The 15039-nt window shown below is 48.2% G+C and carries 11 protein-coding genes; 3 read left to right on the top strand and 8 right to left on the bottom strand.

The window, feature by feature from the left end; all coding sequences use genetic code 11:
- Positions 1-14: 14 nt before the first annotated feature.
- From KVT36_RS19120 to KVT36_RS19105, 4 genes are all read right to left on the bottom strand, one after another.
- Complete coding sequence (locus KVT36_RS19120) at positions 15-1811, bottom strand: RagB/SusD family nutrient uptake outer membrane protein (protein WP_217605064.1); 1797 nt, start codon at positions 1809-1811, stop codon at positions 15-17.
- Between the two features lie 22 nt (positions 1812-1833).
- The gene (locus KVT36_RS19115; RefSeq protein WP_217605063.1) at positions 1834-5226 is read right to left on the bottom strand and encodes a TonB-dependent receptor; all 3393 of its coding nucleotides are present in this window, start codon (positions 5224-5226) and stop codon (positions 1834-1836) included.
- 108 nt (positions 5227-5334) lie between these two features.
- The gene (locus KVT36_RS19110; RefSeq protein WP_217605062.1) at positions 5335-6261 is read right to left on the bottom strand and encodes a FecR family protein; all 927 of its coding nucleotides are present in this window, start codon (positions 6259-6261) and stop codon (positions 5335-5337) included.
- 204 nt (positions 6262-6465) lie between these two features.
- Positions 6466-7056, bottom strand: coding sequence for an RNA polymerase sigma factor (locus KVT36_RS19105; protein ID WP_217605061.1), 591 nt, complete (start codon positions 7054-7056; stop codon positions 6466-6468).
- A 436-nt stretch (positions 7057-7492) separates the two neighbouring features.
- On the opposite strand from KVT36_RS19105, the gene KVT36_RS19100 reads away from it, so the two are divergent.
- The gene (locus KVT36_RS19100; RefSeq protein WP_217605060.1) at positions 7493-8215 is read left to right on the top strand and encodes a DUF4197 domain-containing protein; all 723 of its coding nucleotides are present in this window, start codon (positions 7493-7495) and stop codon (positions 8213-8215) included.
- Between the two features lie 113 nt (positions 8216-8328).
- Here the strand turns inward: KVT36_RS19100 and KVT36_RS19095 are convergent, their stop codons facing one another.
- The 3 genes from KVT36_RS19095 to KVT36_RS19085 all read right to left on the bottom strand — a co-directional run bounded on the left by KVT36_RS19095 (position 8329) and on the right by KVT36_RS19085 (position 10516).
- Entirely contained in the window at positions 8329-9114 is a 786-nt protein-coding gene (locus KVT36_RS19095) for an SDR family NAD(P)-dependent oxidoreductase (RefSeq protein ID WP_217605059.1), read from the bottom strand.
- A gap of 72 nt (positions 9115-9186) precedes the next feature.
- Positions 9187-10089, bottom strand: a complete 903-nt coding sequence (locus KVT36_RS19090) for an AraC family transcriptional regulator (RefSeq protein WP_217605058.1) — start codon at positions 10087-10089, stop codon at positions 9187-9189.
- Between the two features lie 28 nt (positions 10090-10117).
- Positions 10118-10516: an ACT domain-containing protein gene (locus KVT36_RS19085; protein ID WP_217605057.1), complete on the bottom strand. Its 399-nt coding sequence runs from the start codon at positions 10514-10516 to the stop codon at positions 10118-10120.
- Between the two features lie 269 nt (positions 10517-10785).
- On the opposite strand from KVT36_RS19085, the gene KVT36_RS19080 reads away from it, so the two are divergent.
- The gene (locus tag KVT36_RS19080) at positions 10786-12672 is read left to right on the top strand and encodes a T9SS type A sorting domain-containing protein (protein WP_217605056.1); all 1887 of its coding nucleotides are present in this window, start codon (positions 10786-10788) and stop codon (positions 12670-12672) included.
- 138 nt (positions 12673-12810) lie between these two features.
- On the opposite strand, the gene KVT36_RS19075 is transcribed toward KVT36_RS19080, so the two are convergent.
- Positions 12811-14220, bottom strand: coding sequence for a sorbosone dehydrogenase family protein (locus tag KVT36_RS19075; RefSeq protein WP_217605055.1), 1410 nt, complete (start codon positions 14218-14220; stop codon positions 12811-12813).
- 374 nt (positions 14221-14594) lie between these two features.
- Here KVT36_RS19075 and KVT36_RS19070 point away from each other — a divergent pair, with 374 nt between their 5' ends.
- Positions 14595-14981: a VOC family protein gene (locus KVT36_RS19070; RefSeq protein ID WP_217605054.1), complete on the top strand. Its 387-nt coding sequence runs from the start codon at positions 14595-14597 to the stop codon at positions 14979-14981.
- The last annotated feature ends 58 nt before the right edge of the window (positions 14982-15039 follow it).

The raw sequence follows: 15039 nt of genomic DNA, 5'->3' as shown, positions 1-15039 counted from the left end.
AAAGTGCAAAGCCCCTACCACCCCGGGTTCTGCACCAGCTCCTTATCATTATTAATATCATCGGAGGGCAGCGGGAAAAAGTAATGGCGTTTGTTAAATACGCGGGTTTCGAAAGATACTACATTCAGGAACTCCGGCATATCGGCATTAATGTTTAAGCCGTACATAGGCCCGTTCTCCGTTTGCTCCGCTATTTTCCAGCGGCGCACGTCAAAGAAACGGTTGTTCTCAAAGGCCAGCTCTACACGGCGCTCCTTGCGGATGGCATCGCGCATAGCGGCCTGACCTGCGGGGGCCGGCAATTCCGACGAACCGTAAAGCGGAATACCAGCCCTTTCGCGGATCAGGTTAAGGTATTTCAGAATGTCCGGGTCATTAGGCGTAGCCTCATTCAAACACTCTGCATAACTTAAATAAATTTCAGCCAGGCGTATCAGGATCAGGGTGCGGTCGTTCACATTCCACCTGCCCAGGCCCATGGCTTTACGCACAATATAACCGGTAGGTGAATAGTCGCCGCCGCCGGTTTTGCGGCCGGAGTTACCGGTATTATACAGGCGGGTAACGATCTCACCAAAATCAGTATTCAGCCAGGTGCTGCCATCGTAGGTAATATTCACATAAAAACGCGGCTCCCTGTTCACCCATTGATTATAAATGTTGGATGTATGGGTAGTGTTCGGGGCCTGAAAATCAGAATAGCCGGACGATACATATTGTGATAAAGGATCTGTAATGCTTCTGCCGTTCTTCATAAAAAATGCATCCACCATATTTTGCGTAGCGCCTAAGCCGCCGCTGCCTTTTAGCTCGCCGGAGGGGGCGCCGCCATGGTAAGGCGTTAGCTCATACTGGCGCGAATCCAGGGAACCACGGGTACGGGCAAAGATCACTTCCTCATTCCAATCCGTCAGGATCACATCCCGGCAGGAAAGATAAGGATCAAATGCCCCGCTGCTATTGTTCTTCTTAAATAAATTATACGTGCCGGGTACAAACTGTGTAATAAATTCCTTGTAGGCATCTGCAGCTGTTTTCCATTTATTCACATCAAAGCTTTGGCTAATGAGCTGCTTGCCATCTTTATTCTTCAGGTTAGCCAGTTCCGCATTACCGTTATACAAAGGGCTGGCGGCGTACATCATTGCATTGGCGCGGAAAGCCAGGGCTATGCCTTTGGTAATGCGCCCATAATCCTGTGCAGTAGCTGGTTTGGCCGGCAGCACGCTGGCTGCGGCTGTTAATTCCGCCGAAATATAGCTTACACATTCGTCAATGGAATTACGCGGTATCTGCAGGTTGGTATCTACCGCAGTGGGTGTTTCGCCCAGTATTACTACGGGGCCGTATATACGCATCAGGTAAAAATAGTACATGGCCCGCAGCGCCCGCGCTTCTGCCTTATACTGCTCTTTCTGCTGCGGGGAACGGTCTGTGATCTTATCTGCATTCTGAATAAATACGCTGGCTGCGCGTATGCCTTTGTAAAAGTTGGTCCAGTAGTCGCGCACAAAACCGGAATTAGCGTCCCAGTTGCCTATGTTCACATCGTTTGACTGTACAAAGCCCCATACAAAATCCGCTTCATCACAACCGCCGGTCCACAGGCCACGGTTCTCATTATCACCGGGGTTACGCTGCCCAAATTCATCCGGGATACGTGCGTACACGTTAGCCAGGAATTTTGAAGCGGTATTCCAGGTGCGGAAAGTTTCATCAATGGTCAGGCGGTCATCCGGTACCTGGTCCAGGTATTTTTTACAGGAAGTAAATGCTCCCAGCACCAGTATATATATCAATAGCTTTTTCATATCCGTTTCTTCATTACGTGATTTAAAATCTTAAGTTCATGCCCAGTGAAATGGTGCGTATGTTCGGGTAGGTGGAGCCGTTATCCGTATTCAGCTCAGGGTCCCACAGCTTGAATTTGCTGAAGGTAAGCAGGTTAATGCCCTGCAGGTATACGGAGGAGTTGCGGATGCCAATGCGCTTTAATAAATGGTCAGGCAGGTTATACGCGATCTGCGCGGATTTCAGGCGCATAAAGCTTACATCCTTTATCCACCAGGAGCTGGCCTGGGTGTTGTTCTTATTCTCTGCCTCTCCATATGCCAAACGCGGATAAAATGCATTCGGGTTAGGATTCTCTACTGTCCAGCGGTCTGTTGCAATAGCATAGGCATTGGTTTCACCACCACCACCGTTAAACGGTATAATGGCAGAACCGGACAGCATACGGTCTACATCAGATATGCCCTGGAACAATACGCCTACACTAAATCCCTTATAGGCTACATTAAAGCCAAAACCATATACCATTCCCGGTACATCGCCGCGGCCTATTTTAGCTATGTCATAGTTATTAATAAGGCCATCGCCATTCAGATCCCTGTACTTAATATCTCCGGGTTTTACTTTTGACCGGTCGCCGGGTACGGCGCTCTTGCTGATCTCATCATCGCTGGCAAATAATCCCTCTGCTACATAACCATAACGGGCCAGTATGTTGTTGCCGCGGTGCTCCATCCAGGGATAGTTCTGCGGCGGGCGGTCATCTTCTATCACCTTGTCTTTATTATAGGTGAGGTTACCGCGTACGGATACATCTACCTGCCCTATCCTGGCGCTGTATTCCAGGCTGGCGTCAATACCTTTATTATCCACTACCCCCAGGTTGCCATACTGCTGGGTTTCCAATCCCATAAAAGCTACGTTGGAGGCTCTTTGCAGGAAAATGCCCTTGCGGTGTTCCTTAAACAGGTCTACGATCAGGATCAAACGGTCTTTTAAAGTATGCAGCTCCATACCCAGGTCCTGTTTGTTGGATACAGACCATCTTACATCCGTAGCATACCGGTTAATGTTTATACCATTGTCCCGGTTATCGCCACGGGGCCCGGTTGGGTTTTGCCCAAACAGGTAACCGCTTACATCCGTATTCAGCTTGGTAATATACAGGAAGCGCTCATTGGTGCTTCCCAAACCTGTGCTACCATTGGAGTAGCGGAATTTCAGGAAAGTGACTGCATTCTTTAAGGGCTCAAAGAATTTCTCATTAGATACTAACCAGCCTACACCTACTGCCGGGAAAAAGCCAAAGCGGTGGCCGGGTGCAAACAGCTCTGATCCGTTATAGCCAAAGTTAAATTCTGCAAAATAACGATCGTCATATGAGTAGGCGGCTTTACCGGCATATCCTAAATATCTCTCAGGAATAGAGTTTATGAAATCATTGGCCAGCGTGTTAGTACGGTCGCTGGAGTAAAATAATCCCAGGCCGGTTACGCGGTGCTTATCAAAAGCACGGTCGTAATTAATGGCGGCTTCTGTATAGAACTGACGGGTGGTCTGCCGGTCGCCATCATTGCGGTCAAATCCCAGGTACTCATTGCCGGTAAAGGTTTTCACCAGGTTCAGGGAACCGTCCGGGTTGTAAGGATTGGCCTGGTCGGGGAAGTATGTATCCTCTCTTTTAGAGCGGGTAATATAGTTCTGGTTATAAGTATCAAATGAGAACATAGCGGTAGCGCTCAGGCCCCGCGTTAAAAAATCCAGCTCCTGCGTGGCGCGCAGGTTAGAATAGAGCTGGTTCTTAAACTCATTGCGGTAACCGCGGCGTGTTAAGTCGGCATAAGGGTTACGGAACCCGCCGTTGGATGACTGGCCGGGTACCAGGTTACCGGGGTACATGATGGGATAAGCCACTGGTGAGGCATCCATGGCACTCTGGAAAATATCGTGCGTGTTAATACCGGGATAATTACCATTGGAAAAATATCCCTGCAGGCCAACATCCAGCTTAGTGGTTTTGGTTAAACGCAGGTTTAAATTGCTGGTAAAGTTGTACCGGTTATATTTTAAGGATGAATTATAACGGGCCAGGTCGTCTGTTTTCAGAAAACCGCTTTCATTAAAATAACCCAGGGAAACGTAATACTGCGCATTTTCCACGCCACCGCTGGCATTCAGGTTAGCGATGCGGGTATGTCCTATTTTATTGAACACAGCATCCATCCAGTCCACATCCGGGTACAGCAAAGGATCTGCGCCGGATTTTGTTTTATCAATGGTTTCCTGTGCATAACGCGGGCTTTGGTTGCGGGTGGTCTTAGCTTCGTTAGCCAGGTTCATGTAGGTAATACCATCCAACATTTCAGGACGTTTGGTAAACGTGTTCACGCCTTCGTTGTAGTCAAAATAGATCTGCGGCTTACCTACTTTACCGGTTTTTGTTTTTAACAGTATTACGCCATTGGCGCCGCGTACGCCGTATACGGCTGTACCGGCAGCATCTTTCAGGATGGTAAAGGATTCAATGTCTTCGGGTGATATATTGTTGATAGAACGTTCCACCCCATCTACCAGTACCAGCGGGGTGGCTTTGTTACCATTCCCGAATGTGGCAATACCACGGATCCATATATCTGCGGCGCTTTTGCCCGGCTCACCGGAACGCTGCACGCCTACTACACCGGCTATACGGCCGGCCAGCATGGTAGAGATGTCTGCGGCAGGCTGCTTGAACTCTGCCGGTTTAATGGTGCTTTGCGCGCCTACCAGGCTCACTTTACGCTGGGTGCCAAAGCCTACTACCGCTACTTCGTTCAGCGCTTTGCTGGCTATTTTCAGCTGCACGCCAATGTTGGTTTGGCTGCCTACTGTTACAACAGCGGTTTCATAACCTATGAAGCTGAAGGCCAGCACATCTTCCGGCGATTTTACAATGATCTTAAAACGGCCGTCGTTGTCTGTGGAGGTCATGGTGCTGGCGCCCCTAACGGCTACGCTTACACCGGGCATAGGCTGCCCTTTTTCATCCACCACCCTGCCGGATAACACAATGTCTGCACGGCCTGCGGTGTTTTGTGTCAGCTGCGGCGCGGCTTCCTTTGTGATGACTACAATATTATTCACCTCTTTAAAACCCAGCGACTTATTTTTCAACAATACCTGTAACACACGGTCCAGGCGCTCTTTGGAGAAATGATAACTATCTACAGGATAAGTGAGTAACAGTTGTTTATCATATGCAAAAGTTACTTTAGTGAGCTGTTGTAATTGTTTGATGGCAGCTTCCAGTGAACCGCCTTTGAATGTTACTGTGACCTGTGTATCTGTAAGCACCTGCCCCTGTCCCGCGTAGGCAGGTAAAATGGTAAGGGCATAGGTAAGCAGCAGTACAAAGGCCAGGGAGCCTTTTCGCAGCTTTGTGTTCAATTTTTTCATACGTAGTTCTACATTAATAGATTGGTGCATTAATGATGCAACGGATTTACAGTTTTTCGTTTTCGTTCCAAAGCACCTGCTGCCGGTACCGGGCAGCCGTGCAGTTCTTTAGTATAAAATGATCTGGTTGTTTACGTGTTTGATCTTCAGCCCGTGAATGGCGGCCAGCACTTCTATTGCCTGTGCAGGCTCCATATCTGTATTCAGCTCCGTGGTATACCTGCTCTGTTTTACCTGTGGTGTAGCGGTGGAAATGTGTATCCCAAAATTCTTTTCTATCAGCACGGTCATTTCATCAAATGTTACATCGTTCAGCACCAGGCGGCCCTGCTGCCATTGCAGCTGCGTGGTATCCAGCGCCTGCAGGGTGCTGCTGCCTTTTGTTCTGTCGTATACCAGGGCCTGCCCTTTTTCCAGAATGTTGCTGCCCTTACCGGCTACGCTTACTTTACCGCTTACCACGGCTATGCTTAGCTGGTGAATGGCTTTATAAGCGGCTATGTTAAAGGAGGTGCCTAATACGGTGGTTACCAGCGGCCCGCTTTCTACTATAAAGGGACGGCGGGGATCTGTGCCTACGTTAAAGAAAACTTCACCGTCTACCAGCTGTAACCTTCTTTCCTGGGAGAGGTCTTTGGCTATCAGCAGCGTGGAACCGGCATTCAGGGTAAGCTCCGTACCGTCCGCCAGCTGCAGGGTTCTTCTTTCCCGGTTCCCGGTGCGGATCTCAGTATATTCAACAGGATGCGATGTGTGTTGTAAGAGATAATAGGCCAGCGCTGCACCCAGCAGTACTACAAGCATGGCGGCCACTTTTACCCAGGTTTGCTGATAAAACGTTTTAGTAACCACAATTTGCGGCTGCACCTTTTGCCAGATCTCCATGCGCAGCTGTTGTTCTTCCGGGGCGGAGAGCTCCGGCAGGGTTTCCTGGTCAAAGGCTGCATACCATTCATCTACGGCGGTGGTTTCAGAGGTAGTAACCCGGCCCAGTAAATAACGTTGCAACAATTGTTTAATCTTTCCTGCTTCCAAAAGGGTGCGTTTTAAATTGCTTATATCAAAACCGGCTGTTTGGTACCAGACCAAATTCAACTTTTTTAAAACTTTTTTTTGGCGAGGGAAAAAAATAGCATTGACCGGGCAGGTATTTAACCTTCCGGGCTACTCACAGAATGGGATAAACGGATGTAATTGATTGAGGAACAACGGAGAATTGCACCCAAATAGCAACGGCGCTTATTTGTTGTAATAACAGAACAGGTACAGCAGCAGCAGGGCCCAGCCCCCGGGTACATGGGACTGCAGGGCAACACGCAGCCTTTTCAGCGCTTCTGTCAGCTGGTTTTTTACAGTTTGCTCAGATAAATTCAGCTGCCGGGCTATTTCTGCTATGGAGTAATCATCCTCCCGGCTCATCCGGAAAATTTGCTGCATGCGGGTGGGCAGCTGGCTTACGGCAGCATCAATCAGCCGTTTCAGCTCCTTGGTTTCCAGCCCGTCGGTGTGCACCTCATCCAGTATATCAAAAAAAGCGGCTTGTTTAATTTCTGCTTCGCTAAAGGCATAATGGCTGATAACGCGGTACCTGATGGCGGTAAAGAGATAAGCCCCTATTTCGCCGCCCTTTGCCACTACCTGCTTGCGGCGCTTCCACAGGGTGATCATTACTTCCTGTACTATATCCTTGGCCTCATCCTGGTTCACACGCTGGCAGGCTTTCTGGTAAAGAGCTTTCCAATACCGGTCATACAAAATCTCAAATGCAGCGGTATCGTCAGCCTTTATGGCTTGTAACAATTCCCCATCACTGATCAGTTTTTCCTGCATATGACTGAAATAAACGTAAGACCCTTTTAGTAATGAATATTAATTGCCCTTATAAGCCGGGGCTGTTTGTTCAATAGACGATCCCCGTTGACAAAAATAATATTCTATCATAATTGTACTGTGAAAAGTTGGAAATCCCATATTGCATTCGGTTGCAGAGAAGGGATAAGCCATATATAAGCTATATGTAAGCCATATCTGAGCCATCTATAAGCTATCCCTTATAAGAGATGGCTTATCTATGGGTTATTAATAACTTAATTAAAGATTACTACCGTGTTAAGTATGGCCGCCTCCTAAAAAACACAAAGGCCCGGCAGGGGGCCGGAACCTGCCGGGCAGGCTGCGGAAATGCTTTTGCCAGCCCCCCAGGATGAATCATTTTGATATAGCTATCCGGGTTTATATATTTGCTGCCATATCATATAAACTAACTATGAAAAAAAGCCTGCTTATCTATTGCGCACTCTTAACTTTTTCCACCGGCTGTGAAACCGCCCAGCAGGTGCTGAATAACCTGCCTGCATCTACCGGAGGGGTAAATACCACACAAATTGCAGCGGGGTTAAAAGAAGCACTGACCATTGGCACACAGAACAGCGCCAGCCGCCTTTCTGCCGTGAACGGATTTTTTGCTAATGCGGCCCTGAAAATACTGATGCCGCCGCAGGCGCAGAAGGTAGAATCTACTTTACGGAATGTAGGATTGGGCAGCGTGGTGGATAAAGCCATCCTTTCCATGAACCGGGGTGCAGAAGAAGCAGCCAAATCTGCTACGCCTATTTTTGTAAATGCCATTAAACAAATGAGCATTACCGATGCTATTGGCATTTTACGCGGCGGCGATTTTGCGGCTACCAATTACTTTAAGCAAAAAACCACGGCTGCTTTAACCAGCGCTTTTCAGCCGGTTATTACCAGCTCACTGAAAAAGGTGGATGCTACCAAATACTGGGGTGATGTGTTCACCGTATACAACCGTTTTTCCAAAGAGCCGGTGAATACCGATCTTTCTGCCTATGTAACGCAACGCGCTATTGACGGCATTTTCCACGAAGTATCCCTGGAAGAGCAGAAGATCCGGAAAGATCCTGCAGCGCGGGTTACCGACCTGTTAAAGACCGTATTTGGCAGCCCGGTGGCACAAACGGGGAAATAAAAAATGTAAAATAATAAATGTAAAATGTAAAATATAAAAGTGGAATGCAGTGATCCGGATCACTGCATTCCACTTTTATATTTAGCATTTATTATTTTACATTTTACATTCCATTACATCCGCTGGCCGCCAATGGCAATACCGCCATCTACCAGCATACTTTCTCCGGTAACAAATGAAGCGGCGGGGCTGCTTAACCACAATACTAATTCAGCTACTTCCTCCGGTTCTGCAAAGCGGCCAATGGGCGCATGTTTTTTAAAGGGCTCCATGGCTGCTTCCGCATCTTCACCCGGGAAAAAACGGTCAAACATAGGCGTGCGTATATAACCAGGCTGAATGTTATTAAGGCGGATGCCTGCCGGGGCGCCTTCAATGGCCAGCGCCCGCACCATACCATCCAGCGCAGCTTTGCTGGCAGAGTATACTGCGCTGCCAAAAGCAGCCCCCCTTGCCAGCCAGGAAGAGGTATTTACAATTGCGCCACCGGTACCCTGTTTCTTAAACTGCGCTATTTCATATTTACAGCTTAGCCATACGCCCTTGAGGTTAATACGCATCACGTTATCAAACTCCTCTTCAGAAGCTTCCTCAATAGGCGCAAAACGGCCTTCTATACCTGCGTTGTTAAAAGCTATATCCAGCTGCCCGAACAATCTTACGGTTTCCCTTACCAGCTGCTGTACCGCTGTGCTGTCAGCTACATCTGCGGCAATAAAATGTACGTGTTCACTGATGGTTTGTAATTGCTGTAATGCTTTTTGCCCTTCTGCAACGCGGCGCCCGGCTATTACCACTTTGGCCCCACGCTGCAGGAATAATGCGGCGGTGGCTAATCCTATGCCGGTAGTACCACCGGTAATGAGCGCTACTTTGTTTGCTAAATCCGCTTGTGACATGATCATCTTGTTTTTGATGATCCAAAGGTAGGGCGCCTGTGAACGCAGAAATTATGCGTTTCAAACAGGTAATTATGAAATGGAAACAATGGTCTTGCGGAACTGGTTCGGCGTTTGCCCGCTATGCTTTTTAAAAAAGCTGTTGAAGTTGGAGGCGTGTTCAAAACCCAGGCAATACCCTATCTGCGCTACATCCCAGCCACTGTGCAGCAGCAGGGCTTTGGCTTCCCGGGTTATTTTTTCGGCAATCCATTCTGTGGTGGTTTTGCCGGTAATATCCTTTAACGCGCGGTTCAGGTGGTTGGTATGTACGGAAAGCTGCGCGGCAAATTCATTCGCGTTTTTGAGGCGGATGACCTGCTGCGGGGAATCAATGGGGAACTGCCGTTCCAGCAGCTCCAGGAACAATTCGCTGATGCGCTGTGCCGCATTGCCGGGCTGAAAGAATGTTGCTGCCGGCTGCATTTTCAGCGCTTCATGCATTACGATCTGCAGGTAACTTTTTAACAGCTCATATTTATTGGCGTAAGCAGATTGCGCCTCGCGGAATATATTCTCAAAAATGCCGCCCAGGAACTGCATTTTAGCTGCTTCGGGGAAAAAGATGTGATGGCCGCCTGCCTTGAATAAAGCCGACTGCGCCAGGCCGCCGTTCTTTAAACCAGCGTCCACAAAATCTTCCTTAAACAGGCAAAAATAACCTTCCTGTTCTGTGCTTAAAGGTTCCCAGGAATAAGGGATCAGCGGGTTCGTGAAAGAAAGGCTGGCATCCTTTACATGAATAGACCTGTCTGCATAGGATAAGATCCCCTCCCCTTTTATCATCAGGGATATTTTGTAAAAATCACGGCGGTTTGGCGGCAGGTAAGTACTGTCGCAGCCAAAATCCTGCAGGCGGTATACCATGAACTGCTGCTGCTCATATACCTGCCCGTACTGTTCAAAAAACTCCGTGATGGTTTCCTTTCCTTTCATGCTTTAAAGTTAGGCCATTCAAATAACATTATGCCGTGGCGCTTAAGGCCTGCAAAGCTAACATAGCTTTTTCCGCATCCTGTACCGGCACAAAAAGATGATCATGGTAAAAGGCAGCTACTACATTGCAGCTGATGTGCTGCTCTGCCAGGGCTTTTGCAACAGCGGCTGTTAACCCAACAGCGGCCAGGGAGGAATGCACCGTTAACGTGATCCAGGAGGCCACAAAGGTGTACACCAGGCCCTTTGCATCAGCCAGGCTTTTACGCATAATGAGGGTGAGCCCTTCTGCTTCCCGGAAAAAACAAAGCACTTCCTTCAGATCCGGTTCGTGGCCCGCATCTACCGTACAAAAAACATATTCGCCTTCATGTAATACCGGCGACATAGAACTTAGCAATACCGTTAAGCTAGTTTCTCCTGGCATAAAACGTTGATTGAAAATGCTGCAAATATAAAACAGGATACGGCGCAATTAAAGTGCCAGCCTTCCTGATAAAATCCTGTTAAAGGTGGTTAATAAACAGGTACCGGGGTCTTCCCTATTAACCTAATTTCATGCCTGGAAGATACTACCGGAAAAACCTATATGCATGTAGCCCTAACCCTTCTTTAAGTATTTTCTTTCTCAAAATTACCATCTACCCAAAGTAGATAGATCAACCCTATTGTTAACTAACAAGTCACGCTATCTTTATGAACAAACTAAAATTTTCTGTACTGATACTATGTTTACTCTTCAACAACATTTTACTGCAGGCACAGGCAGTAGGAGATCCATACACATGGCCGGCCTACTCCCCCAATATCAGCTACAATTTCAGGGATGAGTTTCCCACCCTGCCCACGCCTACGCAGGTATTAAATGACTGCCCGCAGGTGGTGGGCACACAATCGTCCCAATGGTGGACATTCCGCTGGGGCCCTAATAAGAACTCACTGGTTACCACAGCTGCTATAACGCCTATGCTGGCGCGGTTAAACAGTGAATTTGCCTACTTCCGCGACCAGATGGGATGGCCTCCGGACCTGCGCGCAAAAAGCGGTTACCGCAGCGCAGTGTACCTGTATGGTTCCGGGCTTTGTACAGATAATGCTTCCAACACCGACCTGGGTGGCTGGCAAAGCGCTATTAACTATAATGGTAAAAGCTGGCCCATGGTGCTGGCCTCTTACTACCCTGTGTATTCCTTTGACCCTGCCTGCCCCTATTCAGACAGGGAATCCCAGCGCAGCGCCATGGTGCATGAAGGTATACATGCCGTGCTGGCCGACCTGCCGGGCGTAAAACAATCTGCCTGGTTTCATGAAGGCGGTAATGTATGGCTGCAGCAAACTGCCGATGCGCAGCGTAACAACAACTACAGCTCCATGGGTTTCCTGAACGGTACGGATTTTATTGCGCCTTTTATGCCTATTGAATGTTACTCCGGCTGGCTGCAGGATGGCTCTTTCGGAGGGCCCTCTGCCGAAGGCGTGAATATGTTTAACGGCGGGCAGCAGATCTGCACCTGGAAAACCTATTTGGGCGGACACCAATACAGCAGCTCATTCCCTACCTTTTTGGGCAATGTGCTGGGCAACGGCTCCGTACCCTGGATATGGAGAAATTCGCCTACCCGTGTGCTGGCAGGTATTGCATCCGGCATTGGCGCAGCACAAATGCGGCGCTTAATTACAGAGTACCGGGCCAAACAGGCGCTGGTGGATTTTGGTCCCTGGAAAAATGCTGTGCTGTCATTGCTGAATGCGCACATGGGCCAATCCATTGGCGCGGAGTGGCAGCCTTCCTGGTTAAATCCTGCACCGTGGATAGCTACACCCTATGTAAAAACCACTAACAACGCCGGGCTGCTTACACCGGATACGCTTACCCTGCCGGGATGGTCTGGCGGTAACCAGATACCCTTACTGGTAACCGGTAATATGGTAACGGTGAATTTTGAACCTATTGGCGCTAACATGACCTGCCAGCTGGTATACCGCACCACTACCGGCACACCGGTGTACAGCCAGTATGTATCCAGCGGCAGCTGCAGCCTGAAGCTTACTTCTCCGCCGGCAAACGGTGTAGTCATTGCCGTTATTACCAATACAGATTATATCTATAACGGGGAAAGCACCCGCAAGGCTAAGTACAATTACCGTTTGCGTTTAGTGACCGGCGTTACCGGCACGGCTAATGTTAACACCAAATGGTATAATTCAGCTACGCTGGCTACTACGCGTACCGCTACCACGGAAAGCAGCAGCGCAGAAGGTATAGACTGGTCTAAGTACTGCAACCATGCCTACCCAACTACCTGCGAAGTAGCGGACATTAAAAAGATGATCAACCCTGCTGAATTTTTAATGTACCCCAACCCGGTAGCTCCCGGCAATATTGTGAAGCTTGAGTTCACCAATGCAGCTACGGAAAAAACTTTTATTTCCGTTATTAAGCTGAATGGGGAAATAGCTTTTGAAACTGTAAGCAGCGGCAAAAATCACCTGCTGGATACCAAAGCCCTGAAAAGCGGCGTGTACCTGGTAAGGATCCGCAATTCTAAAACAGACACCACGCAAAAATTAGTGGTGCAATAAGTTTGGAATGTAGAATGTAAAATCATAAATGTAAAATGTAAAAGAGAAATACAGCAGACAGGGCGTTTACTTACCAGCTGCATTCCCTTTTACATTTAGCATTTTACATTTATGATTTTACATTCTTTTTTACGTTAGTTAATAATTCCCGTGACCGCTGTTATCTTTTTCCGGCACCAGCTTATACACCTTACCGGTATTGCCGGAAGGGCCGGCCATGGTGGATACGGTGATGTACATTTCCCCATCCCAATCCTGTCCAAAACCTTTCAGGTAATAACCAATATCATTAGGCCGGTCTTTTAAGGTAAGCTCTTCAAAAGACCATAAACCGGTACCACCGGGTTTAGAGGTATACAGCTCCGCATTAGGCGTATTACCCGGTTGTGAGAAGATGCCGAAAATGTATTTGCCCTGCAGGCCGGGAATGGCATGCCCGCGGTACACATTACCGCCAATAATAGTGGTGGCCTTACCGCCTTTGGGGTTGGAGGCATTGTTCATTTCAATTACCGGGTCTACCAGCGGGTTGTTGAAAGTGTCTTGCACGGGGCAGCCGGGCAACTCTACCTTATCATTAGCGGCATCAAAACAGTGGGTACCTTCTTTAACATTCCAGCCGTAGTTGCCGCCTTTTTTCACTACATCAATTTCTTCGTATAACGACTGGCCGGCATCGCCTGCATATAACCAGTGGGAGCCGCCCATATCAAAAGAAAAACGGTATGGGTTGCGGAAACCATAGGCATAAATTTCATCCCTGCCGGGTTTGCCTACAAAGGGGTTATCGGCAGGTATACCGTAAGGACTGCCGCTATTCACATCAATACGCAGTATGTTGCCAAACAGGTTAGCCTCCACATCCTGCCCGTTACCGCCTGCATTAGTAGCATACCAGTCGTTCACATGGCCGGGGGCCACATCATCTGCTGCGCCGCCATCGCCAATAGCAATGTACAGGTAACCATCCGGGCCAAATTCCAGGGTGCCGCCGTTGTGGTTCAGCTGCGGATCATCCAGGTCCAGCAGCACTTTTTCAGAGCTCATGTCCGCCATATTAGGGTTAGCAGCCGATACTTTAAATTCTGCAATACGGCTCAGGTTATCCCAGGGCATGCCGCTAACCGGGCCGCCACTGCGGGGCTTCAGGTTATAATACACATAAAAACGCCCGTTGTGCTTATAGTCCGGGTGAAACGCCAGTCCCAGCAGGCCGCGTTCATCATAACCGGCTTGTAAAGGCACGAGCTTACTGCTCAGGTCAATGAAGGGCGTAGCCAGCTTATTACCGCTTGCATCCACGATCCATACTTTACCTACCTGGTCAATAATAAACAGGCGTTTGCTGTAATCCGGCGCTGTTACTACGCCTAAGGGAGCTACCAGGTTGTCTGCGATCAGCTGCACATCTACGGCCTTCAGGGGCTTGTCGTCATCATGTTTTTTACAGCTCTGCAATAAGCATACAGCACTTAGCAGGGCTAACACGAAAGGGGCTGCTGTACTGCGTTGCAGCAGGCGAAAGAGGTACGTGCAATTGCTTTTCATAACAATCAATTGTTTAGATGGTGAAGAAATGGGGGAATGTGGAATGCCATGGTTCTTTGATATGGTGTTTACTGCTACTACGGAAAAGAAGAAGATGCGGCGATAGCTTTATGTTTACGCGGGAGTGGCGGGAAAGGTTGCGTTGTTTTGAAAATATTCTTATGGTTGAGATTGGAGGCCCGAGAGTATTTAGCGTTTGAGGGTGGCCGCAATTTGCGGCTACCAGCCAAATGCAGAGATTGGCAGCAGCCTGACGGCCGGTGGTAAAATAACCCCTGTTATTGACGCAATTGCCGCCCCCGGGGCTGGGGTAATGGCAGTAAATTTGTGAGGTAATATAAGCACACTATTATTCACCAATAAATACATTTGTTATGGTTGGTCAAAAAAATTCCTTTAGCAGCTTTTCTGTAAATAACGTACAGGAAGCGCAAACGTTCTACGAAAAAACGCTGGGCATCAAAACTTCTATTCAACAGCCGGAAGGGGTATTAACACTGGACATGAACGGCAGTGGCAATGTAATGCTTTACCCTAAGCCCAATCATACACCGGCTACTTTTACCGTATTAAATTTCCAGGTAGATAACGTGGAGAAAGCGGTAGATGAGCTGCATGATAAAGGTGTGGAATTTGAGCACTATACCGGCGACATTGAAACAAATGACAAAGGTATACGGGATAATGGCACTCACAAGATAGCCTGGTTCAAAGACCCTGCAGGGAATATTTTATCTGTGATACAGAACATGGAGAAATAAAGAAATGTAAAATATTAAATGCTAAATGTAAAAGTGAATGCAGTCTTTCATACCGTTG

Source organism: Chitinophaga sp. GbtcB8, from assembly GCF_019091455.1.
Classification (GTDB): domain Bacteria; phylum Bacteroidota; class Bacteroidia; order Chitinophagales; family Chitinophagaceae; genus Chitinophaga.
Note: the sequence above shows the minus strand (reverse complement) of the source record. Positions and strands in the feature narration are given on the sequence as shown.

Bases quoted from the DNA above. Each gene is read 5' to 3' on its own strand.
- KVT36_RS19120 (WP_217605064.1), bottom strand. From the start codon at position 1,811: ATGAAAAAGCTATTGATATATATACTGGTGCTGGGAGCATTTACTTCC.
- KVT36_RS19115 (WP_217605063.1), bottom strand. From the start codon at position 5,226: ATGAAAAAATTGAACACAAAGCTGCGAAAAGGCTCCCTGGCCTTTGTA.
- KVT36_RS19105 (WP_217605061.1), bottom strand. From the start codon at position 7,056: ATGCAGGAAAAACTGATCAGTGATGGGGAATTGTTACAAGCCATAAAG.
- KVT36_RS19100 (WP_217605060.1), top strand. From the start codon at position 7,493: ATGAAAAAAAGCCTGCTTATCTATTGCGCACTCTTAACTTTTTCCACC.
- KVT36_RS19095 (WP_217605059.1), bottom strand. From the start codon at position 9,114: ATGTCACAAGCGGATTTAGCAAACAAAGTAGCGCTCATTACCGGTGGT.
- KVT36_RS19090 (WP_217605058.1), bottom strand. From the start codon at position 10,089: ATGAAAGGAAAGGAAACCATCACGGAGTTTTTTGAACAGTACGGGCAG.
- KVT36_RS19085 (WP_217605057.1), bottom strand. From the start codon at position 10,516: ATGCCAGGAGAAACTAGCTTAACGGTATTGCTAAGTTCTATGTCGCCG.
- KVT36_RS19080 (WP_217605056.1), top strand. From the start codon at position 10,786: ATGAACAAACTAAAATTTTCTGTACTGATACTATGTTTACTCTTCAAC.
- KVT36_RS19075 (WP_217605055.1), bottom strand. From the start codon at position 14,220: ATGAAAAGCAATTGCACGTACCTCTTTCGCCTGCTGCAACGCAGTACA.
- KVT36_RS19070 (WP_217605054.1), top strand. From the start codon at position 14,595: ATGGTTGGTCAAAAAAATTCCTTTAGCAGCTTTTCTGTAAATAACGTA.